Raw genomic sequence first — 21,925 nt, forward strand, 5'->3', positions numbered from 1 at the left:
GTGGATCATTCGCGAGAATGATTCCTATTGGATGGGTGGTGGGGTCTTAGGCGTCAGATAAATAGTGATGAATATCAATGCTTTATTTGCATAGGTTGCGAGGGCATCAATAGGTGATTTTTAGGGGTTAGCTATCTGTGCTTTGGATAGGTCGTATCCATACTATTGATTTGTCATATGGTGGTTTTAGCGAGAAGCTCTAGTTGTAGACCCTCTTCTCGTGAGCAATTCGACGTTCAGCTATAACAAAAATAAGAGGCAAGCCATGAATAAAGAAGCAAATGCACTGCGCGGTGCCGTAGACATCAAACGTTCCATGATTTTCGCCTTCGCCACAGTCATTGGGGCTGCGCAGCAGGCTCATGCCTTCGAAATTGATATGGGTGACCCCGACCTCCGTGTGCGTTGGGATAACACAATCAAATACAGTAATGCCTGGCGCGTGAAAGACCAAAATAGCAAGCTCGTGGACGGAGCGAGCGCGCTCAACCAAGATGATGGTGACAGGAACTTCGATAAAGGTCTGATTTCTAATCGTCTGGATCTGTTATCAGAATTTGACGTCACCTATAAAAACTTTGGTGCGCGACTGAGTGGAGCCGCTTGGTACGATGATGTCTACAATCGTTCCAACGACAACAGTACTCCGTCGCGAGTGAACAGTTACTCCGTCGATTACGATGAGTTTACTAAAGACACTCGTGATCTTCATGGGCGGGATGCCGAAATTCTGGATGCATTCGTGTTCGCCAAAGGTGAGATCGCTGGGTTCCATACCAGCGCACGTCTTGGGCAGTACGCGATGCAATGGGGTGAAAGCCTGTTTTATGGCATGAATGCCATCGCTGGCGGCATGGCCCCCATCGATGTCGTGAAAGGTCTTTCGGTACCTAATACGCAGTTCAAGGAGCTGATCCGCCCTGTGCAGCAGGTGTCTGGCCAAATCCAGCTCACTCCAGACGTCAGTCTTGGCGCCTACTATCAGTTCAAGTACGAATCCAGCCGCCTTCCAGGGGCAGGCAGCTACTTTGGTCAAGAAGACTTCTTCGGAGAGGGTAGCGAACGACTGCTGGTGAGCGACTCGCCTATTCCTGGTGGAGCACCCATTGCGTTCTTCCATGGTAAAGACAAGGTCGCTAAAGACTCAGGGCAGGGTGGTCTTCAGCTGCGCTGGCGGACCGAGAGTGTAGATTGGGGCCTTTACGCGATCCGGTTCCACGATAAAGCGCCTCAATTCCAGGTTCGCCCGAATTTTGGGGCTCTGGACCTGGAGACCGGGAAGGCCGGCGAGTACTACATGGTTTATCCGGAGGGGATCGAAGCAGCGGGTGCGAGCTTCTCTACGACGGTTAACCAGACCAACATTGCAGGTGAAATTTCCACGCGCTGGAATCAGCCTCTTGCGTCCACTAGCAACCGGCCGCTGTTGGTAGGCGAAGCGATCGACAATGATCGAGATCCTCTGTATGCAACGGGTCGGACCCTTCACGCCAACTTGTCTTGGCTTCACACCTTGGAACCCAGCTTCATTGCCGCGGAGTCGAGCTTGATCGGCGAGCTGGCATGGAACCGCACGCTGAGTGTAACGAAGAGCCCTGACGCGATTGACCCCAACTCCGATCGTGATGCCTGGGCATTCCGCTTCGTATACGAGCCGACCTATCGCCAAATCTTCCCAGGTCTTGATATCAGCGTGCCCATGGGGATGAGTTACACCCATGGTCGTTCTCGAGCGATCGGTATTGCTTTCGGCGCTGATCGTGGCGGCGACATGAACATTGGTATCAACGGCACCTACCACGATACCTGGAAAATTGGCCTCAACTACACGCATTACTACGGTGCAGGTAATACCGGCCTTGATGAAGATGGGCACTATACGTTCCAGCAGGCCCTCAAGGATCGTGATTTCGTTGCATTCAGCATCAGTCGTACACTCTAATAATTATGTGAGGAGCACCTCATGAACACGGCTTTTAGAAAAGTGATACTGTCCTCGGCAATTGGCGCCTGCGCATTGCTGTCATTCAACACCTATGCCGCTGTCTCAGCTGAAGAAGCTGCCAAACTCAAAACGGAACTGACCCCGTTCGGGGCAGAGCGTAAAGGTAACGCAGACGGCAGTATTCCTGCGTGGGATGGCGGTTTGAAAGACGCTTCCTCGGTGACAAGTGCTGGCAAGCGGGGTGACCCTTTCTCCAGTGAGAAGCCGCTTTTCACCATCACGTCCGCAAATATGGAGCAGTACAAGGACAAGCTCTCGATCGGGACGCAAGCGATGCTGAAAAAGTATCCCGATAGCTACAAGCTTGAGGTCTACAAAACACACCGTACCGCAGCTGCTCCTGACAGTGTCTACGCAGCTTCGCTAGCCAACGCGACTTCAGTCTCCCTGGTTCAGGGCGCAGCCGGCCCAATGCCGAGTGGCGGAGCAGGGGGCATTCCATTCCCGGTCGCAAAAACCGGTGAAGAAGCCATCTGGAACCATCTGCTGCGCTGGCGCGGCAGTGCATGGCAGTCGAACATCACTCAGTACTTGACCACCGCAGACGGCAAACATGTACTGACCAACAACTCCCGTGTTCTTTCGCAGATGCCGTGGTTCCAGCAGGGCAATGGCGCAGATAAGGGCGTCTATTGGGAGCTGCGTATCCTGAACGATGGCCCGCCGCTTCGCGCTGGCGAAGCAATCCTTGGCGTTCAGAACATCGATGCGGAAAAGACCTCAAGCTGGACCTACCTCCCAGGTCAGCGACGCGTTCGCCGCCTTCCAAACGCTTGCTGTGATACGCCTACACCAGCTACTGCGGGCGTGATGAGCTTCGATGAAGTGACTGTGTTCCAAGGCCGGATCGATCGGTTTGACTGGAAGCTGGTCGGCAAGCGTGAAATGTACATTCCCTACAATGCCAACGGCGTGTTCGTCGCGGATAAGCCCGAAGACATCATGCTCCCTCGTCACTTGAACCCTGGCGTGGTGCGTTGGGAGCTTCATCGGGTCTGGGTCGTTGAGGCAACCCTCAAAAGCGGTGCGCGTCATGTTATGCCTAAAAGCACCTATTACCTCGATGAAGACACCTGGTCAGCTGTTCTGGGCGAACGCTACGACGGCAAAGGTCAGCTGAGCAAAACGCTCTTCGGTCTCCCTACAGTCATGCCTGACATCCCAGCAGTAGCTACGACCACTACCGGTTTCTACGACTTGGTGTCGGGTACCTGGTTCGTAGGTGATGTGTTCGCAGGCAGTCGTGATCAATACAAGATTGTGGAACCGTTCAATAGTTCGGTGTTCACTGCGGACTCTCTGGCTGGTGATGGCATTCGCTGACTTACCGGGGGCGTAAGCCCCCATTCCAGATTCCGCCAGATTGGTTGTATCCAAAATGAAAATAATAACTGTACTTGCGCTTGCCGTGCTCAGCTGCTCACCTGCTATCGCGGCCCCCGTTGCAGACGCCTCAGAACAAGGCTCACAAGCCCTTCGTGCCGTCTTGCAGGATGTAGTCCGAGCGGGTCCTCGGCTAGTCGCTGTGGGTGAACGAGGTGTGGTCTTGTTGTCCGATGACAATGGCCAACACTGGCGCCAAGGCGCGGTGCCAGTGCGTAACACGCTCACAGCAACTGACTTCGTGAATGACACCACTGGCTGGGCTATCGGGCACGGCGGAGTGGTGTTGCACAGCTCAGATGGTGGAGAAAACTGGAAAATACAGTGGGATGGCCAGAGGTTAGCCGAAGATGAGCTTAAGCAGGCCTCGATCTCCGGTGATGAAAAACGAGTAGTTCACGCCAAGCAACTGGTGGCCGATGGCGCGGATAAACCATTTCTGGATATCCAATTTGAAGACAGCTCCAACGGAATCGTCGTAGGGGCCTACGGCATCGCCATGGCTACAACCGACGGTGGCCGTAACTGGCATTCGATCATGGGACTGTTGCCGAATCCTGAGGGCTTGCACCTCTATGGCATCGCCAGGCGAGGGGACTTGATAGTCATCGCCGGCGAGCGCGGTTTGCTTCTGCGGTCGCGGGATGGTGGCAAAAGTTTTGAGTCGGTAGATAGCCCGTATCAAGGTAGCTTCTTCACCGCAGCTTACTTATCAGATGGGCGCATTCTGCTGGGCGGACTCCGCGGAAACCTGTTTTCTTCGGTAGATCAAGCTAGCAGCTTCACAGCGCTCCCATCCGGAGCCCCTGTGTCTTACACCACGATCCGAGAGGTTGGCGGCCGAGTCCTGATGATCAACCAGGCAGGTCTATTGACTCAGTCTCAGACGGAGAACTTTGATCCGCAGATCGTGCAAACACCTCCTGGTAATCCATTGTTCAGTGTGACTGAAGCAGCGGACGGCCATCTAGTGGGTGTGGGACTGGTAGGCGCAGTGCGACTTGATTCAAACACATCAACACCTGCTTTGAGAACTGAGCCATGAGTATTAAGCCTCCTGTATCATGTGATGTTGGCATGGAAAAGTTCGATCGAGCATCCGGGTCGATGTTAGAGCGAGCACTTTTCAATCACCGTGGCTGGGTGGTGTTGATATGCTTTGCTATCACCGTATTTCTGGGGTGGCAAGCATCCCACCTGACGTTGAATGCAAGCTTCGATAAAATGATTCCCAAGGATCACTCTTTCATCGTCAATTACAAAAAACACAGGGACGAACTGGCGGGGTTGGGTAATGCTGTACGTATAGCAGTGGTGAATCCGCAAGGCACCATTTACGACAAGCACTATCTGGATATGTTGCAGCAACTGAACGACGAAATTTATCTCCTGCCTGGTGTGGACCGTGCAGGTATGAAGTCGTTGTGGACTCCTTCGACCCGGTGGACCGGAGTGACTGAGGAGGGGCTTGAAGGCGGTGCAGTTATTCCCGATGGGTATGACGGTGAAGCTGAAAGCTTGAAGGCGCTTCGCCGGAATGTTGAACGTTCGAATGAAATTGGCCAGCTTGTGTCGTTTGATCAGCGCTCGAGTATTGTTTACGTTCCCTTGCTTGAAAAGTCGGCCGCAGGGGAGGTGCTCGACTACACAGCGTTCTCCGAGCAGCTTGAAGGGCTTCGCGCCAAGTACAGTACACAAGGCGTGGATATTCACATCACGGGCTTTGCGAAGGTAATTGGTGACCTGATTGAGGGCTTGCGGCAGATACTTCTCTTCTTTGCCGCAGCGATTGCAATCACTACCGCAGTCCTTTACTGGTATACACGGTGTCTCAGAAGCACGGCGCTCGTCGTGGTCTGCTCCCTGGTCGCCGTCATTTGGCAGTTGGGTTTGCTGCCGATGTTGGGCTACGGCCTAGACCCTTACTCGATTCTGGTTCCGTTTCTGGTATTCGCTATTGGCATGAGCCATGGCGCGCAGAAGATGAACGGGATCATGCAGGACATCGGTCGTGGAATGCACCGACTGGTGGCCGCACGCTTTACATTCCGCCGTCTATTCTTGGCAGGCCTCACCGCGCTGTTATGTGACGCTGTCGGCTTCGCAGTATTGATGATTATCAAAATCCAGGTAATTCAAGATTTGGCGGTAATCGCCAGTCTTGGGGTCGCCGTGCTGATCCTTACCAACCTCATTTTGCTACCCATATTTTTATCTTATCTCGGCGTCAACGCCAGGGCAGCCCAGCGGAGTCTGAGGGCTGAAGAGACTCAAATCGAAGGGAAGACCAAGCATCCGTTTTGGACCTTTCTTGATCTGTTTACACGGCGTCGCGGTGCGGTGATTTGCATCGCTGTGTCTGTCGGCTTGGCTGTGGGGGCGTTCCTCATAAGTTTGCACCTCAAAATTGGCGACCTAGATCCGGGCGCGCCAGAGTTGCGTGCTGACTCCAGGTACAATCAGGATGATGCATTCATGACCCGTAGCTATGGGGCCAGTAGTGACATCTTTGCCATCATGGTGAAGACTCCCGCTGGTGAGTGCTCAGCTTATGAAACGCTGAAACTGGTGGACGATCTTGACTGGCAGCTCAGGGGGCTGCCTGGTGTGGAGTCTACAAACTCATTGGCATTACTCAACCGCCGCATGCTGGTAGGGCTCTCGGAGGGCAACCCTAAATGGTATGACCTGGTAAACAACCAGGCCACCCTGAACATGGTCACCGCCAATGCACCGCGTGGCCTCTACAACGATGACTGTAGCCTCTTGACGCTCTATGCCTACCTGAGCGATCACAAAGCGGATACGCTTTCGCGTGTAGTCGACACTGTTGAATCCTTCGCAGCCGCTAATAACACTGAACATGTGCAGTTCATGCTCGCGGCAGGTAGCGCGGGGATCGAGGCAGCCACGAATATCGTGGTTCAGAAGGCCAACCGCGTGATGCTCATGTGGGTCTACGGTGCAGTGATACTGCTGTGCCTGGTTACCTTCCGATCCTGGCGAGCCGTGTTGTGCGCAGTGTTACCACTCATGCTTACCTCCATCATGTGTGAAGCGTTGATGGTCGGGTTGGACATCGGTGTGAAAGTAGCCACGCTGCCGGTGATCGCATTGGGTGTCGGCATTGGTATCGACTATGCCCTGTACGTCATGAGCATCATGCTTGGTCATATGCGCCAGGGTGTCAGCCTTTCAGAAGCCTACTATCGCGCGTTGGTATCCACCGGGAAAGTTGTGATGCTGACCGGTATCACGTTGGCGATCGGCGTTGGAACCTGGATCTTCTCGCCCATTAAGTTCCAAGCAGACATGGGCATTTTGCTAGCCTTCATGTTTGTCTGGAACATGGTGGGCGCATTGGTGCTGTTGCCCGCTCTCGCATACTTCCTGCTTCCTGTGAAGGGCGGAGTAGGGGTAGCCGATACGGTGAAATGCGACCAGCACAAACTGGATAAAGAGCCGGTCACTCATCAGCACTGTACCGTGCATTGATAGGTGCGGAGCAGGGCTCGGTGGTGTGAGTTTATCTAGCCTTTAATCTGCAAGCTTTACCCGGGTGATCCGCTGTACTGATTAGACAGCGGATCACCCGGTGAAGCTTTTTTTCTAATGACGGGTTGGTTTTTCGAGATTTCGCTAAAGGGTCTCGGCGGTTTCGGCGATGAGATGCCGGAGCCAGGTTAAGCCAGGATCATGCTGCTGGTATTTGTTCCACTGCATTGCGATCGTCAGCTTTGGTGCTTCCCAGGGCAGCGGCAGAATTTGTAACGGTAGGTAGGCAACCCAAAGCTCTGCAAGCCGGCGATGCATCGTTGCGAGACGATTGGTACCAATGAGGAAGGCTGGGACGCTGTTGAAGGTGGTGGTGATCACGTCACAACGCCGCTCAACACTGAATTTTTGCAAAAACCACTCATCCACACTCGGGGTTCTTCGTTCCCCCCACCTGACGAGTACGTGACTCATTAGCTTGTACTGCTCAAAGCTAAGTTTTCCACGGTCTAGCGGAAAATCATTGCTGGCTACACACACAAACTCTTCTTCGAAAAGCGCTTGCGACGGGTGCTCAGGAGTTATCTGGAGATCAGGCAGCAGCAAAAGATCCATTTCGCCACGTTCAATTTGATCGGCAGGATTGTTGTGCGGTGAAAACAGTTCGATGGAGCAGAGCGGGGCGACCTGGTTCATGCGCCGACTGACTTCGGGTATCAGCACCGTGCCGACATAGTCCGACACGATCAGGCTGAACTTCCGGTTCGACTCACCAGGGTTGAACAATGATCGATTTTCCAGCGTAGCTTTCATTTGAATCAACAGGTCGCGGATCGGCTGCACGAGTCCTTCACCGATTGGTGTCCGCACCATTTTACGGCCAACTTGGACGAGGAGATCGTCCTCGAAGTAATCACGCAAACGTGCTAGCGCTGCGCTTGTAGCCGGTTGACTCAGGTGCAAGCGTTCACCCGCCCGGGTGATGTTTTGCTCTGTGAGCAGGACGTCGAGAACGACAAGCAGATTTAGGTCTAGACCGTAGAAACGCATAGGTTTTTGCTCTCTTTAGCTGTACCGCCATTCACCAGCAGGACGCCATTTCTTGTTGATTTATTGAGATTTAGGCACAGAAGGGGATTTTTTACAATCCATGGGATTTATGGGTTGTATGTAAATTTAGAATTTCCCGAATGCCTCGGCCTTGAGTAATTTGTACCCTGAAAAGCAAAGTCACTCAGCAGTGAATCCCCGCAGCGTTCAGGGATTGGATTCTTCGCTTGACGAGGAAGGAGAAAATAAAAGTGAGGCAAAACCCACTCGTAGGTTGGCAAGTTGATAGGTCGAAGATCCATTTCGTGGGTCACGATCTTCAGCGCCCGGAGTGCATCATCGCGCAACCCAATGGAACTCTTTGGACGGCGGATGCACGCGGCGGTGTAATGCGGATTGACCCGGATGGGAGCCAGAAGCTAGTTGCTCCTCCTTTGGCGGCCGCGGTGGAGACCACGTTTGAGCAACGGTATGTTCAATCCCGAGACCAATCCCTGCCTAACGGCCTCGCATTAACGCCAGGTGGAGACTTCATCGTCTGCAATTGGGGTACGGAACGAATCGAGCGCTTGACCTCTTCGGGAAAGGTCGAAGTGCTTTTCGATACCGTCGCGGGACGCCCGTTGGGCAAAACAAATTTTCCACTCCTCGACTCAAAAGGGCGTATTTGGTTCACCGTCACTACCGTCATGCAGCCTTGGACAGACTCGATCAATGCGCGAGCGCTGGATGGTTATATCGGCGTGATTGATGAGAGCGGAATTCGGATTGTCGCGGAAGGGTTCGGTGGCACCAACGAAATCCGCTTCGATGATCGAGAGGAGTGGCTATACGTTGTTGAAAGCAATTCCCGTCGTATTTCCCGTCTCCGTGTGGGCCCAGGAGCCACCCTTTCCGATCGGGAAGTGTATGGCCCTCAAGAGCTTGAAGGTTTCCCTGACGGTTTCGCCTTCGACAGCTTTGGAAATCTCTGGGTAACGCTGGTGATGACCGACAAGTTAATTGCCATCACTCCCGAAGGTGACGTACTGACGCTGCTTGATGACGGGAATTCGGAAGCAACAGCAAAACTGAATCATCACTTTGCGAGTAGGACGTTAACGCCGGAGATCATGGCCGCGGCACGAGGCGAATTGGCGCCTTGGATGGCCAGCATCACGTTTGGCGGGCCGGATCTCAAAACTGTCTACCTCGGTAGCCTGCAAGGGACCCGCATTCCAGCGTTTACCGCGCCTTTGGCCGGTCAACCGCTTATCCACTGGCGTTAATCACTATGAGGCCTGCTTGGAACGTGCCTGGCAGATCGCAGAGCAATGGAGAATTTATGAACATTGTTGGACTAGAGAAGCTGGTTTTCGGTGTCGATGACATTCCGGCAGCGCACCAGTATTTGTTGGACTACGGCCTCGAGGCTACCGATTATGACCCAGCATACGGTGGCACCTATGTGGCTCTCGATGGCACGGGCCTGGTGGTCCGTCGTGGCGACGAAGCTAGCTTGCCGCCGTCACCGCCGGGTGTAACGTCTCCCAGCCTGCGAGAAACAGTGTACGGCGTTGCGGATGAGTCCACTCTGAGGGATATCAAAGCGCTTCTCAGCAGTGACCGGGAGGTGTGGGAGGATGCTGATGGTGCGGTGCACTGTATTGACGATGGTGGGTTTGCGATCGCCTTTATGGTCACCCAGCGCCATAGCTACGACGCTCGATATCTCGGCTTCAATGTGCCAGGGCAAGCGCCAGGTCGTGCACTGAATGACTGCGCAGCCAATCCTGACGAGGTCATCAAACCTCGCTCGCTGTCCCACGTGGTCTATTTCGTAGAGGACGCGGAAAAAGCGGAGGCTTTTTACGCCCGCCTGGGGTTTGTCGTTACTGACAAATTCAACCATCTCGGCCCCTTCATGCGGCCAGCGGGCACTACTGATCACCACACCTTGTTCATGATTCAGCGGCATAACGACCATATGGTCGGCTGCAATCACTTCACGTTCCACTTCGGTTCGGCGGGTGAAGTTCTTCAGCATGGCTGGAATTTTGTCAAGAAAGGGTATCGCAGCTTCTGGGGGCCTGGCCGTCACGTCTTTGGCAGTAATTTCTTCTGGTATTTCAACAGCCCATTCGGTGCGGTCATGGAGATGGACGCAGACATGGATCTGCATGATGAGCACTGGGTCGCCCGTGTCATGGACCCTGGTGCGGATAATTCCCAGATCTTCCTTTTCGACGCGGTCGATAAGTGGGCGCCCGGCGGGTGAGGCACGGAGTAGAGGGGCATGACCGTTTCCTTTGCTATCTGCATGAAATACCTCAAGGGCAGGCGAAGGGACTTTGGCGAGACGGTGGCCAAGACCTAGTTTTCGCTGTGCGTAAGGAAGAACAGCTTTTTATTTGGGTTAATTCCTGTCCGCATAATTACCGTCCGTTGGAGTATCGCCAAGATCAGTTCCTGTCAGGGAATGGTGAACATATTATCTGTTATGCACATTCGGCGCACTTCAGTATTGAGGACGGTTCTTGCTTTTCAGGACCATGCTTTGGCAAGCGACTGCTGCCTGTAAGTTATAGGCTTGGGCTAGATGGGAGCATATGGGTTTCTAACCTGCTGCCAAATATGACTAGTGAGATCTAGGTCCAGCAGTTTTTAAAATATTCTTTACGAGGATTGGGATAATGTTTCAGTATTTTCCTACGAACTATGTATGGAGCTTGTCAGCGATGATTGCCCTTACATCTGGGGGCAATATCGGCGAAGTTGATGCGATGTGCGCACCGCTTCTAGAGGCCGCACAGGCTGGCGATGACCCAGGTACTCAAGCATTTCATCAGGCTTGGCGGGCTGGAGGCGAAAACCTGGTTGGGCTTGCTACCGAAGATCTCGCAGCAGGCCGCGGCCGTTCCGCAGGTGAGAAATTTGCGCGCGCAGCGCTCTATTTAGGCATTGCCGAAAGGATGCTCGCGCACGGGGACGAGGAGCGATCAACTTTGTATGCTCGCTCTCTGGAGCTGTTTGCGCAGAGCCGCCTGCTTACGCGAGAGAACTGCGTACGCGTTGAAATTCCTTACGAGCATGCTTCCATCAGTGGTTTGTACGTGCGCGCCGAAGGTCTCAGTGCAGGGGAATCGTCTCCCGTCGTCGTGGTCATGAACGGCCTCGACAGTACAAAGGAAATGCTGCAAAAAAACGTAATTTGTACGCAGCTGGCACAACGCGGCTTGTCAGTACTTTTCATTGATCAACCTGGTACCGGCGAGGCTCTGCGTCTCCATGGCATGCCGGCGGTGCACAACACTGAGGTTTGGGCATCGCGCGTCGTTGATTGGCTAGAGCAACAGCCAGGCATTGACCCGGACCGTATCGGTGCCTTGGGTGTGTCTCTCGGCGGTTACTACTGCCCTCGGGCGGTCGCATTTGAACCACGGTTCGCATGTGGTGCGGTTTGGGGCGCCAACCACGATTGGCGGGAAGTCCAGCAAGCACGGCTGAATCGTGAAGGAGAGAATCCGGTACCCCATTACTGGAAACACGTTCAGTGGGTGTTCGGTGCTCGCGATATGGATGACTTCTTCGCCAAAGCCGAAAATATGCACCTGAATGGGGTATTGGATCGCATCCGCGTGCCGTTCCTGGTCACGCATGGCGACAATGATCGACAGATCCCACTGCGCTATGCCCATCAAACTTACGAACAGCTGACCAATTGCCCTGACAAAAAACTCGTGATCTTCACCGCTCGAGAAGGGGGCGTTGAACACTGCTCGCTAGACAATCCCTGCAACGCAGGCGGCCAGATAGCTGACTGGCTGGCTGAGAAGCTCGGCGGAACAACCAACTAAAAAAATAATAGCGGTATTCTGTGGAGAATCGCCATGGCGTTAGTTAACAAAGCTTTGGTTGTAGGGGGTGGTATTGGTGGCATGTGTGCCGCTATCCAGCTCAGCAAATTGGGAATTGAGGTTGACCTCGTTGAGGTCAACCCTCATTGGGCGCCAGACGGTGCCGGGATCACGATTAGCGGGCCTACGCTTCGAGCGTTGCGGCAAATCGGTGTCGTTGACCAAGTGCTTCAGCATGGAGGCTCCTGGCGCGCCATCGACCTCTGTGATGTCAACGGCGAATTGCTGCGCACTCTGCCCATGGCACCCACCACAGATGCAGAGGATCTTCCTCCGGCGGCTGGCATCCTGCGTCCGGTGCTGGCAGGTATCCTTGCCGAAGCCACTAAAGCAAGTGGTGTGCAGGTTCGCTTGGGAACGACGCTGACGACTCTGGTGCAGGATGCGGACGGGGTTGACGTCGTGTTTGCTGATGGCTCGAAGACTCGCTATGACTTGGTCATCGGTGCTGACGGCATCAATTCAGCGATTCGGAAATTCGTCATTCCTGATTTCGGTGGTCCCCAATTCACAGGGCAAGGCTCCTGGCGGGCCGTTGTGCCCCGGCAGCGAGAGAACTCCACCATTTACCTCGGCAGTCACGTCAAGGCGGGGATGAACCCCATCAGTGACAAAGAATGCTATCTCTTCCTCCTGGACAAGCGCCCGGGTTTGGACTTTATCCCGCAGGAGGATTGGCCTCGTTGTCTGGCTGAACTGCTTGAGGAGTTCAACGGTCCGTTAGGCGGTATTAGACGCGGCCTCCTTGACGGCACCCTCGAGCATCCACGTCTGCTCTACCGCCCGTTGGCCGGTCACATGATTCCTGGTCCTTGGCACAAAGGCCGAATTGTTTTGTTGGGGGATGCCGTTCATGCCACTACTCCGCATCTCGCTTCCGGCGCAGGGATTGCGGTAGAGGCAGCAATCGTCCTCGCTGAAGAGCTTGCGTCCCGGCGCACGTTGGAGGGCGCGCTAATCGCCTACGTTGGTCGTCACTATGATCGTGCCAATTTGGTGGTGACTGCTTCTGGGAAGTTGGGCGAGCTTGAAAAGGCTGGCGGGTCCGCGGAAGAACACTCCCGCATCATGGTTTCTGCCCAAGAAGCCCTGAGGGCGCCGATTTAGGGCAGGGCGTCTGTTAGGTACGCCGGCCCGCTTGGGGCGGGCCTGTGCTTGCAAAGGGTTAAGGTATTTGTTCGGTGGATATGTCCAATTCTAACAAATGATTTCTCTGATGCAGGTCAAGTCGTTATTTTGTAGTTAACACGTACCCAGCTCTAATTGAGCCAGTCATGGCGGAATCTTGTTGTCGAGTTCAGTTCGCTTGAATTGCGACTGGCATTTCCAGGCCGCTCTGAAGAGTCCTGTGCGTGCAATATGCATGTGCCTTTATTTAAAAGATTCTGACTCCAGGAGAGTGGAATGCCGGCTATTCCCTATAAACCCAGTGCAGAAGCTGGACCCGCTGACGTTGTAGATCCCATCATCGCGCGGCGTGGGGGCAAATTGTTGAACATCGATCGCATATTGCTCCACAGCGTACCGCTCACTGTGGGCTGGGGTGCGCTGCTGGGTAAAGTCCGAAATGAATTCAGTGTGGCACCGAAGATTCGTGAATTGGCGATTTGCGCAGTTTCAGCATTTTGCGGTGCTGAATACGAAATGCATCACCATGGTGACGTGTTTCTAAAGGCCGGAGGTACACCGGCTCAGTTCAACGCGCTACGCAATTTACGTGAGGCGATGCTTATGGAGAAAATATTTTCCCCACTAGAGCGGGCCGTTCTTCAACTGTCATTTGAAATGACCCGAAATGTACGCGTACCACAAACGTTGCTTTCAACGCTCCGTAGTGAGCTTGGTGATACGCAGCTGGTGGAGTTGGTGGGTATCATCGCAACTTACAATATGGTTGCTCGCTTCGTTGTCTCCCTTGGTGTCGATGTCGAAGGGAACTCCGCCTGACCGTGCCCTGTTTGCAGTTCTACAATCACCACAATAAAGGACAAAAAATGATTAGTTACCTCAAGAAAGGCAAATCTGCCGAAGTCAAAGCCGAGATCAATAACGATGTTCGCGCCACGGTTGAGAAAATTCTTGGCGACGTAGAGGCTCGTGGCGAAGCGGCTGTAAGAGAGTACTCTGAGAAGTTTGATAAGTGGAATCCTCCTTCTCTGCGCCTTTCTGACGCGGAAATTCAAGCCTGTATTGCCTCGCTTAGCCCGCAGGCGATTGAAGATATCAAGTTTGCTCAAGCGCAAATCAAGCGTTTCGCTCAAGTTCAGCTGATGTCCATGCGTGATGTTGAGGTTGAGACGCTGCCAGGGGTGGTTCTGGGCCATCGTAATATCCCAGTGAACTCGGTGGGGTGCTACATCCCAGGCGGCAAATATCCACTGCTTGCCTCGGCACACATGAGCGTGCTGACTGCCAAGGTTGCGGGTGTGAAACGGGTTATTGCCTGCGCTCCGCCGTTCGATGGCAAGCCTTCTCCGGAAATTGTCGCTGCGATGGCCATGGCCGGCGCCGATGAAATCTACGTGATGGGCGGCGTTCAAGCGGTGGCCGCGATGGCACTTGGCACTGAAGGGATCGCGCCGGTCGACATGATTGTGGGCCCGGGTAACGCCTATGTTGCAGAGGCGAAGCGACAGCTCTATGGCCGTGTAGGCATCGATCTGTTCGCCGGTCCGACTGAAACCATGGTGATTTGTGACGACACGGTTGATGCGGAATTGGTAGCAGTCGATCTGCTTGGCCAGGCTGAGCATGGTCCGACTTCTCCGGCATTCTGCGTAACCACCAGCCGCAAAATCGCTGAAGAGCTTCCTGCTGCAATTGAAGAGGTGTTGAAGCGGCTCGATACAGCGCCGGTCGCTAGTGTTGCCTGGCGGGACTATGGCGAGATCATCCTGTGTGACACCGATGAAGAGATGCTCCAGGAGTCCGAACGCATCTGCTCCGAGCACGTCCAGGTGATGACCAAAGATCCGGACTGGTTCCTCGAGCGCATGACCAGCTACGGTGGACTGTTCCTGGGTCACAGGACCAACGTCTCGTATGGCGACAAGGTAATCGGTACTAACCACACCCTCCCGACCATGGGTGCTGGCCGTTACACCGGCGGTTTGTGGGTAGGGAAGTTCATTAAAACCCATACCTATCAGCGCGTGCTCACTGATGAGGCATCCGTTCTGATTGGCGAATACTGCTCGCGCCTTTGCGCACTTGAGCATTTCTCCGGACACAAAGAGCAGGCCGACATTCGAGTGCGCCGCCTGAAACAGGTGGGCTGATCGATGAGCATTTCACTCAATGGCCGCGTTGCCGTGGTTACCGGCGGTGCTGGCAGCATTGGTGCTGCCATTTGCCGCCGGCTTGCAGCTTCCGGGGTGACGGTTGTGGTGGGGTACAACTCCTCGAAGGAGGCGGCAGAGCGCTTGGTCGGCGAACTCCCGCCGGCAGGGTTACCTCACTTCACCTTCCCCGCAGTGGTAACTGACAGCGCAGCGCTCGGAGCGCTCGCGCGCGAGGTAGAAGAGAGGCTCGGACGTTGCGATATTCTCGTGAACTGCGCCGGCACCACGCGTTTCGTTCCGCACAATGATCTTGATGGCTTGGACGACGAACTGTTCGACCAGATCTTCGCCACGAATGTCCGCGGTCCGTTTGCCTCTACAAGGGCGCTGAGCGCGCTCCTCAAACGCAGTGATGATGGGTTGGTTGTGAACATCTCCTCGATCGCTGCGGTGACGGCAATGGGAAGTAATGTTGCTTACTGCGCTTCGAAAGCCGCGGTGGACAACATGACACGGTCTCTGGCGCGCGCGCTCGCTCCGGCCATTCGAGTGGTTTCCGTATCCCCCGGACTTGCTGATACAGCCTTCATCAGCAAGCTCGACGGCGCCTGGCGGGATGATCAAGCGGCTCGTACACCGCTGAAGCGCCTGGCTGAGCCGGATGAGGTTGCTGATGCTGTCTTGGCTGTTGCGAGCCACCTGACGTTTACCACGGGTGCCGTGATTCCTGTTGATGGTGGAAGACCGCTTAGCTGACCCAGGGGAACGACAGTGTCCAGCATCTCCTTTGATTTCTTACCGCATCACCTCGGCGTCAGCGTACCGGACCTGGATTCTTCCATTTCTTGGTACAGCGACATGCTGGGCTTTGAACTGGATTTTCGTGAGTTTGTGAAGGTCATTCCCGCTGAAGTCGCCTTCATGCGTCGAGGTAACTTCCGCATCGAACTCTTCCAGGTTGAAGGGGCTGAACCTCTGCCGTCCGAGCGTCGTCATCCAAATCAAGATGTACGAACGCACGGTAACAAGCACCTGTGCTTAGCAGTGCAGGATGTGGGGTCCGCGATCGCTACGCTTACCGACAAGGGTGTTGACGTGGTTTTTGAGAAGGAGGTGCTGGGTACGCCGATGGCGTTCATCCGTGATAACGCCGGTAACCTGATTGAGTTCATTCAGTGCCCAGAACTCTTTCAGGTAACGCCGAACCACACAACGGAGAAAGGTTCATGAAACTTGCAACACTGAGAGACGGCAGTCGAGACGGTCGTCTCCTCGTGGTTTCCCGCGATCTGTCTTTGGCGACACGTGCTCATGCTGTTTCCACACTGCAAGAGGCGATCGAGCGTTGGGACGAGGTAAAGGACAAGCTGGATTCGGAATACCGCCGCCTCAACGAGGGCGACGAGACGGGAGCATTCCCCTTCGACCCATCTGATGTCATGGCACCGCTACCTAGGGCTTATCAATTCGTGGACGCTTCTGCGTTCTTGAATCACGGCAAAATAATGGAGCAGGCGTACAACCTGACCGTTAAGAAAAACCCAGGTGTCCCTATCCTGGTGCAGCGACAAGGTGACGACTTTTTCGGCCCCAAGGACGATTACCCGTTCCCCAGCGAGCAGGATCATTGCGACTTCGAGGGGGAGGTTGCAGTCATCGTCAACGATGTGCCCATGGGCATTGACTCATCCAATGCCGAAAAGCATGTGAAGCTTTTTCTATTACTCAATGATGTGTCCATGCGGGCACACCTGTTCCGAGAGCTTTCGATGGGGTTCGGCTTCATCAATGCGAAGCCGGCGACAGTCTTCGCACCGGTTGCCGTGACGCCTGATGAGCTGGGTGAGGCGTGGAGCGAGGGTAGGGTGCACTTGGACCTCCATGTCTCTAGAAATGGTGAGTGGTTCGGAAACCCAAATGGCGCCGAGATGGATTTCAGCTTCGGTGAACTGATTGCGCACCTTGCCTACAACCGCAACCTGCGCGCAGGCACGATTTTGGCGTCTGGCACGTTCTCGAATCAGGGCTACAAGAAAGTGGGCTCGGCGTGTCTTGCTGAACGACGCGCAATCGAGTTGATAGAGCAGGGTGAGTCAAAAACGCCTTTCATGCAGTACGGTGAAACCCTGCGTTTTGAAATGCTCGATCTGGATGGTCGATCGCTGTTCGGAGCGATTGAGCATCAGATGGTGTCCACCGAGGGTCAGCCATGAAAGTGCTAGTCACTGGAGGAAACGGCTTTGTAGGTCGGGAACTCGTCAGAAAGCTGCTCGCATCTGAGGACGTCTTGCCGGGCAAACCTCCGCTTTCGCAATTGACGATTGTGGACATGAGTGGAGAAAGTCTGCCCGATGACCCACGCATTAACATGGTCCTCGGGAGCATCGCTGACACTGCGGTGTTGCAGGAAGCCTTGGCGGTAGAGCCTGACCTGGTCTTCCATTTGGCGAGCGTGCCGGGTGGTGCTGCCGAGCGAAATTATGAGCTTGGTTTGAGCGTCAATCTGAGCGCAACGCTCGCATTGTTCGAGGGCCTTCGCACCCAGGCCGGACGGCCTGTTGTCGTGTTCACAAGCACGGTTGCGGTGTATGGACGAGAGCTGCCGCCGCTTATCAATGATCACTCGCTGCTACAGCCAGAGCTTTCCTATGGAGCACACAAGCTCGCTGGCGAGATCCTCCTTGAGGACTACAGCCGTCGGGGCTGGTTGGACGGACGCTTCCTCAGGTTACCTGGCATCGTAGCCAGGCCTCCTGAGCCCTCCGGACTCCTTTCTTCGTACATGAGTGAGGTTTTCTGGAAGCTCGCAGCGGGTCAGCATTTCGTTTGCCCAGTATCCGCAGCTGCAACCGCTTGGTGGATGTCGGTTGGATGCTGTGCGGATAACCTTCTTCATGCAGCTCGTCTGTCTGCCGAGACGGCCAGTTCGAGGCGGGGTTACACACTGCCCGTCCTACGCTTGACCATGGCAGAGGTCGTGGAGGGGATGGCGAAGAAGTACGGGGAAGACCGGCGAGACCTGGTTGAGTACCAGCCGAATGCTGAACTCGAGGCTGTGTTCGGTCGTTATCCTCCGATCGACACTCGTGCAGCTGAGGCTGTGGGATTCAGGCATGACGGCAGCCTCGATGTCTTGATCCGAAACTGCATGGCATGGCGCGACTGAAGCACCCGATGCAGTACCCGGTGGTCCTGTTCCGGCGCTAGCGCCGGCTCATGACAACGTTGGCTCGGATGCACAGCAAGCCATCGAGCTGTCGGGCCATCACCTGCTTTCTACGTGACTTTGTCTCCTACAAAGAGCTGGTCTATAACTCAGTGGCCACTACGCATAGGAGGGCGACCATGAGTAAAGATCAGGACAGAACCATATCTAGGCGAGCCGATGGTACTTGGGAGAACAAACGCAATGATGCCAGCCGTGCCTCGAGTGTGCATGACACGCAGGCAGAGGCTCAGAAGGCGGCCCGAGAAATGCTCAAGAATCAGGGGGGAGGGGAGCTGACGACTAAGGGAGTAGATGGGAGGATTCGCGACAAAGACACAGTCGCTCCAGGGAATGACCCAAGCCCTCCAAAAGGTTAGTGAAAGGCCCCCATGCGGGGCCTTTTTTGCGGGCGACGTGTACAGCGCTGAAGAAAGCGAATGAGCTGCTGACGCAGAATGGAGACAGTACCCATACGGAGGTCGTGCATGGCGCTTGACTGGCAACTCATCAACAACGAGAGCCTTGAATCCCTAGACTTGGACTGCCTGCTTCAGACGGTTGAGCGGTTGGATTGCTTCAGCTTTCAAACTGAAATTTCTCGGTTGGAGCGAGATCAGGCTCGATGGACCGGCGCGCAGCTCGAATGTCTACGCTTCATCGGCGCAGTGCTAACGATGATGCTCCATGCAGATCGGCCGCAGGAACCCTTTGGACCCATGTTCGTTATGGGAGCACAACGCAGCGCCATTCCATCTGACTTTCCTAGAGAGAGCGTTCGAGGGATAGAAGTGTGGGCAACCTATCTCAAAGAGCCGGAGCTTCGCGCGAGATTCTTGGACGTGATTTGGATTCAGGGACGTTCTTTCCCGGCCGCTCAAGCTGCCGTAGAGGCGTACCTTGCCTCTGCGTTGAAATTGGAGGATCCGAAAGACTGGAATTCCTCTGTGAAACGCATGGAGCGAGCCTTGCGTCTTTCAGCAGGCCTCGGCAAAGGTGGAACAGAGCTGCGACAGAAGGTGCTGAACGAGATCGAGGCCATGCTGCACCGGCACAAGGGTATGGATCCTCTTTACCTAACCCTGCGCCTCACTCGGTTGCTATTAGAGTTTAACCATGGCGACACCAGACAGTTTGCTGATTATGCGCGTTCAGCCGCAACGGAGGCCGAGGACGCCCAAGATTTTTGGAGAGCAAAAGACTACCTCCAGCTTGAGGCCGATTGCCATCGAGCGGCGGGCGATATTGAGAAGCAGGGCGCTGCGCTACGTGACTCAGCTGAAACCCTGGTGAAAGAGGCCGAGTTGGCGCAAAAGCGCTCTGGTCGCGGCGCGATGGTTGCTGCGTCAGTGTTATCGGATGCGGTAGAGGCAATGCGCCAAGCACCAGGGGGACGGGAGCGTGCAGCAGAGTTGCATGAGAAATTGCTGGTCTTGCAGCAAGAGTCGGTAGTCGAGTTTAAGCCGATCTCGACCAGTCTCGACATCACCCAATTGATTCAGAATTCCACCGCAGCGGTTAGGGACAAAACCATCAATGAGGCGATAATTGCATTCTGCCATATGGCAAAGCCACCCTCGGTGGCAGACCTAATACGGGAGGTCCACAAGCAGGCTCGCGTGGCAGTGTTCAGTAGCCTGATTTCAAGCGAAGTGTTGAATTCGCGTGGCCGAGTGATCGCCCGGGCTCCCAGTCTTGAGGAATCTGACGATCCTAAGCTCGAAGGCCTTCGCTGGCGAATGTTTGGGCAAGCGCGCATGGGTCGGAGTCTGGCAGTCCAGGCAACGCTTAACCCTGCCAGGATGGAGATTCTCGGGGCACATAGCCCGGACCGCCTGCATCTTCTGAGCTTGATTCAGCACAGCCCCTGGATCCCGCCTAACCACCAGGAAAGTATCCTCCGTGCCCTCGTTGCGGGCTTCGAGGGTGACATGCTCATCGCCGGCCACCTAATACCCCCACAGCTCGAAGCGTTGATAAGACACGTGGTGGAGTCTTTGGGGGGCGCAACCTCAATGCTAGAACCTGGCGGCGTTCAGCCCGAGCGACCATTAGGTGTTCTACTTGAGACACCTGAGGCGCTCAGGGCTTTCGGTGCGGATGGAGTCTTTGAGTTGCAGGATCTCCTCATCGACCCATTAGGCACCAACCTACGGAACGAGGTGGCGCATGGACTGCTCGACGACTCTGGGATGTTCGAAACAGATGTGTTGTACGCGTGGTGGCTCCTACTTCGCTACTGTGTTCTAACGTCCAAAATCACGGCACGGCGGCTAGGCGAAACACCGCCAAGCACGGCCGACACGTAACTGAGTGCACGGGCGTCCCGTGAGGGGCCGGACATGACCGATATAAGGCCCTAGTGCGAAGGGCAGGTATCAGGCAGTGCGAGCCCTTGCACGGGTGGCCAGTAGGGTGCCTTCCGGCGGCGTAGCGCTGAAGTAATCATTTATTCCATCAAAGACTGCCTGAGCTAGCCGTTTTTGGTGGCGGGGATCGCACAGCTTTCGGCAGTCATTGTCGTTGGAAATGAACCCTGTCTCGACGAGAATCGAAGGGATATCGGGTGACTTGAGGACTGCGAAACCTGCCTGCTCTACCCGTTTTTGATGGGTGCCGGCGACCTTGCCGACATTGCCAAGGATCGTTCTTCCTAGGTCCAGGCTAGTGGCAATCGTGGACGAGAGGGACATGTCCAGGATGACGTTGGCGACCATTGGGTCCTTGTTCTTCAGCGACAGCAGCTCCCTGGCGCCCAACAGATCGGAGCTGTTCTCTCGCTGTGCCATCCAGCGCGCAGTTGTGGATGTCGCACCATTTTCTGAGAGGGCATAGACGGACGCTCCGGAGGCACTTTTCCGCGGGGCGGCATCGGCATGTACAGAAACAAACATGTCCGCGTTATGGCGCCGGGCTGCTTCGACCCGTTTTCTCAGCGGGATGAATACGTCAGTGTTCCTCACGAGATGAGCCTTAAAGCCTCGCTGAGCGTTGAGCTTCTGCGCGAGCTGCTGCGCAATGGCAAGCGCTACCACTTTCTCCTTTTCACCTTTAGACCCCATTGCCCCGGGGTCTTTGCCGCCGTGCCCCGCGTCTATGACAACCACGATGTCACGATCGGAGCTATTTCTGATTGATTCAATTTGCGTGGCAGCTACTACTGTGGCGGGTTTGGCAGCAGAGCGGAGGTCGAGTACCAAGCGGTAGTTATCACTCCCGGAAGGATCGAGGACGAACAGCTTCGCGGCGGCTGGTTCCTTCAGGTCAAGCACCACTCGAGTACTGGTGCCGTATGCACCACTTCGTACTGCGGTCACCAGGCGGCTGGCTTCGGGGAAATGCCCGAGCGAATTTGCGACATGGGTGTTATCTAGATCGATGATCAATCTATCAGGGGACTGTAGGGTGAAGGTGCGGTATTGAGGGCGGCCGTTCAGCTCAAAAACCAGTCGTAACCGTTCCCCATCATCAGCTGCTCTAGCAGCCAGGAGCCTTGGAGAGGCTTTCGCGGATAGGGCCCATGGGACTGCTAGGCCAGCCACCAAGAGGTGAAGTACATGGCGTCTACGCATGATCAATGCAATTCCGGATTCAAAATCTGAGTGATAAC

At 54.9% G+C, this 21,925-nt stretch carries 19 protein-coding genes; 17 read left to right on the plus strand and 2 right to left on the minus strand.

Annotated elements, in window-relative coordinates; translation table 11 throughout:
• Nucleotides 1-316: 316 nt before the first annotated feature.
• From BUQ73_RS08470 to BUQ73_RS08485, 4 genes are all read left to right on the plus strand, one after another.
• Nucleotides 317-1,942 (plus strand): DUF1302 domain-containing protein, encoded by a 1,626-nt coding sequence (locus tag BUQ73_RS08470; RefSeq protein WP_237772779.1) that lies wholly within the window; start codon nt 317-319, stop codon nt 1,940-1,942.
• 21 nt (nt 1,943-1,963) lie between these two features.
• Nucleotides 1,964-3,328 carry a DUF1329 domain-containing protein gene (locus tag BUQ73_RS08475; protein ID WP_079227434.1) on the plus strand — a complete coding sequence of 455 codons (1,365 nt, stop codon included), beginning with the start codon at nt 1,964-1,966 and terminating at the stop codon, nt 3,326-3,328.
• 217 nt (nt 3,329-3,545) lie between these two features.
• Nucleotides 3,546-4,433 carry a WD40/YVTN/BNR-like repeat-containing protein gene (locus BUQ73_RS08480; protein WP_237772752.1) on the plus strand — a complete coding sequence of 296 codons (888 nt, stop codon included), beginning with the start codon at nt 3,546-3,548 and terminating at the stop codon, nt 4,431-4,433.
• A gap of 32 nt (nt 4,434-4,465) precedes the next feature.
• Nucleotides 4,466-6,883 (plus strand): efflux RND transporter permease subunit, encoded by a 2,418-nt coding sequence (locus BUQ73_RS08485; RefSeq protein ID WP_237772753.1) that lies wholly within the window; start codon nt 4,466-4,468, stop codon nt 6,881-6,883.
• Between the two features lie 144 nt (nt 6,884-7,027).
• On the opposite strand, the gene BUQ73_RS08490 is transcribed toward BUQ73_RS08485, so the two are convergent.
• The gene (locus BUQ73_RS08490) at nt 7,028-7,933 is read right to left on the minus strand and encodes a LysR family transcriptional regulator (protein ID WP_079227437.1); all 906 of its coding nucleotides are present in this window, start codon (nt 7,931-7,933) and stop codon (nt 7,028-7,030) included.
• Between the two features lie 305 nt (nt 7,934-8,238).
• Between BUQ73_RS08490 and BUQ73_RS08495 the strand changes: the two genes are divergently transcribed.
• The 13 genes from BUQ73_RS08495 to BUQ73_RS08555 all read left to right on the plus strand — a co-directional run bounded on the left by BUQ73_RS08495 (nt 8,239) and on the right by BUQ73_RS08555 (nt 20,624).
• A complete protein-coding gene (locus BUQ73_RS08495) occupies nt 8,239-9,201 on the plus strand; it encodes an SMP-30/gluconolactonase/LRE family protein (RefSeq protein WP_237772754.1) in 963 nt (320 codons plus the stop codon).
• A 56-nt stretch (nt 9,202-9,257) separates the two neighbouring features.
• On the plus strand, nt 9,258-10,190 hold the full coding sequence (locus tag BUQ73_RS08500; protein WP_079227439.1) for a VOC family protein: 933 nt from the start codon (nt 9,258-9,260) through the stop codon (nt 10,188-10,190).
• Nucleotides 10,187-10,564 carry a Rieske (2Fe-2S) protein gene (locus BUQ73_RS28935; RefSeq protein WP_416171808.1) on the plus strand — a complete coding sequence of 126 codons (378 nt, stop codon included), beginning with the start codon at nt 10,187-10,189 and terminating at the stop codon, nt 10,562-10,564. The genes BUQ73_RS08500 and BUQ73_RS28935 overlap by 4 nt, the downstream gene beginning before the upstream one ends.
• Nucleotides 10,565-10,605: 41 nt before the next feature.
• On the plus strand, nt 10,606-11,769 hold the full coding sequence (locus BUQ73_RS08510) for an alpha/beta hydrolase family protein (protein ID WP_079227440.1): 1,164 nt from the start codon (nt 10,606-10,608) through the stop codon (nt 11,767-11,769).
• Nucleotides 11,770-11,802: 33 nt separating this feature from the next.
• Complete coding sequence (locus BUQ73_RS08515; RefSeq protein WP_079227441.1) at nt 11,803-12,936, plus strand: FAD-dependent oxidoreductase; 1,134 nt, start codon at nt 11,803-11,805, stop codon at nt 12,934-12,936.
• Between the two features lie 297 nt (nt 12,937-13,233).
• Nucleotides 13,234-13,776 (plus strand): carboxymuconolactone decarboxylase family protein, encoded by a 543-nt coding sequence (locus BUQ73_RS08520; protein ID WP_079227442.1) that lies wholly within the window; start codon nt 13,234-13,236, stop codon nt 13,774-13,776.
• Between the two features lie 47 nt (nt 13,777-13,823).
• Nucleotides 13,824-15,107 carry a histidinol dehydrogenase gene (gene hisD / locus BUQ73_RS08525; RefSeq protein WP_079227443.1) on the plus strand — a complete coding sequence of 428 codons (1,284 nt, stop codon included), beginning with the start codon at nt 13,824-13,826 and terminating at the stop codon, nt 15,105-15,107.
• A 3-nt stretch (nt 15,108-15,110) separates the two neighbouring features.
• Entirely contained in the window at nt 15,111-15,866 is a 756-nt protein-coding gene (locus tag BUQ73_RS08530) for an SDR family NAD(P)-dependent oxidoreductase (protein ID WP_079227444.1), read from the plus strand.
• 15 nt (nt 15,867-15,881) lie between these two features.
• Nucleotides 15,882-16,340 (plus strand): VOC family protein, encoded by a 459-nt coding sequence (locus BUQ73_RS08535; RefSeq protein ID WP_237772755.1) that lies wholly within the window; start codon nt 15,882-15,884, stop codon nt 16,338-16,340.
• Nucleotides 16,337-17,323: a fumarylacetoacetate hydrolase family protein gene (locus BUQ73_RS08540; protein WP_079227445.1), complete on the plus strand. Its 987-nt coding sequence runs from the start codon at nt 16,337-16,339 to the stop codon at nt 17,321-17,323. Before BUQ73_RS08535 ends, BUQ73_RS08540 begins: the two co-directional genes overlap by 4 nt.
• Nucleotides 17,320-18,276 carry an NAD-dependent epimerase/dehydratase family protein gene (locus BUQ73_RS08545; protein ID WP_079227446.1) on the plus strand — a complete coding sequence of 319 codons (957 nt, stop codon included), beginning with the start codon at nt 17,320-17,322 and terminating at the stop codon, nt 18,274-18,276. The genes BUQ73_RS08540 and BUQ73_RS08545 overlap by 4 nt, the downstream gene beginning before the upstream one ends.
• Nucleotides 18,277-18,455: 179 nt before the next feature.
• Nucleotides 18,456-18,695, plus strand: a complete 240-nt coding sequence (locus tag BUQ73_RS08550; protein ID WP_079227447.1) for a DUF2188 domain-containing protein — start codon at nt 18,456-18,458, stop codon at nt 18,693-18,695.
• A gap of 108 nt (nt 18,696-18,803) precedes the next feature.
• Nucleotides 18,804-20,624 carry a DUF4209 domain-containing protein gene (locus BUQ73_RS08555; RefSeq protein ID WP_161492839.1) on the plus strand — a complete coding sequence of 607 codons (1,821 nt, stop codon included), beginning with the start codon at nt 18,804-18,806 and terminating at the stop codon, nt 20,622-20,624.
• Between the two features lie 69 nt (nt 20,625-20,693).
• Here the strand turns inward: BUQ73_RS08555 and BUQ73_RS08560 are convergent, their stop codons facing one another.
• Nucleotides 20,694-21,887: an N-acetylmuramoyl-L-alanine amidase gene (locus BUQ73_RS08560; RefSeq protein WP_079227449.1), complete on the minus strand. Its 1,194-nt coding sequence runs from the start codon at nt 21,885-21,887 to the stop codon at nt 20,694-20,696.
• Nucleotides 21,888-21,925: the final 38 nt, after the last annotated feature.

This window comes from Pseudomonas putida (assembly GCF_002025705.1).
Lineage (GTDB): Bacteria > Pseudomonadota > Gammaproteobacteria > Pseudomonadales > Pseudomonadaceae > Aquipseudomonas > Aquipseudomonas putida_J.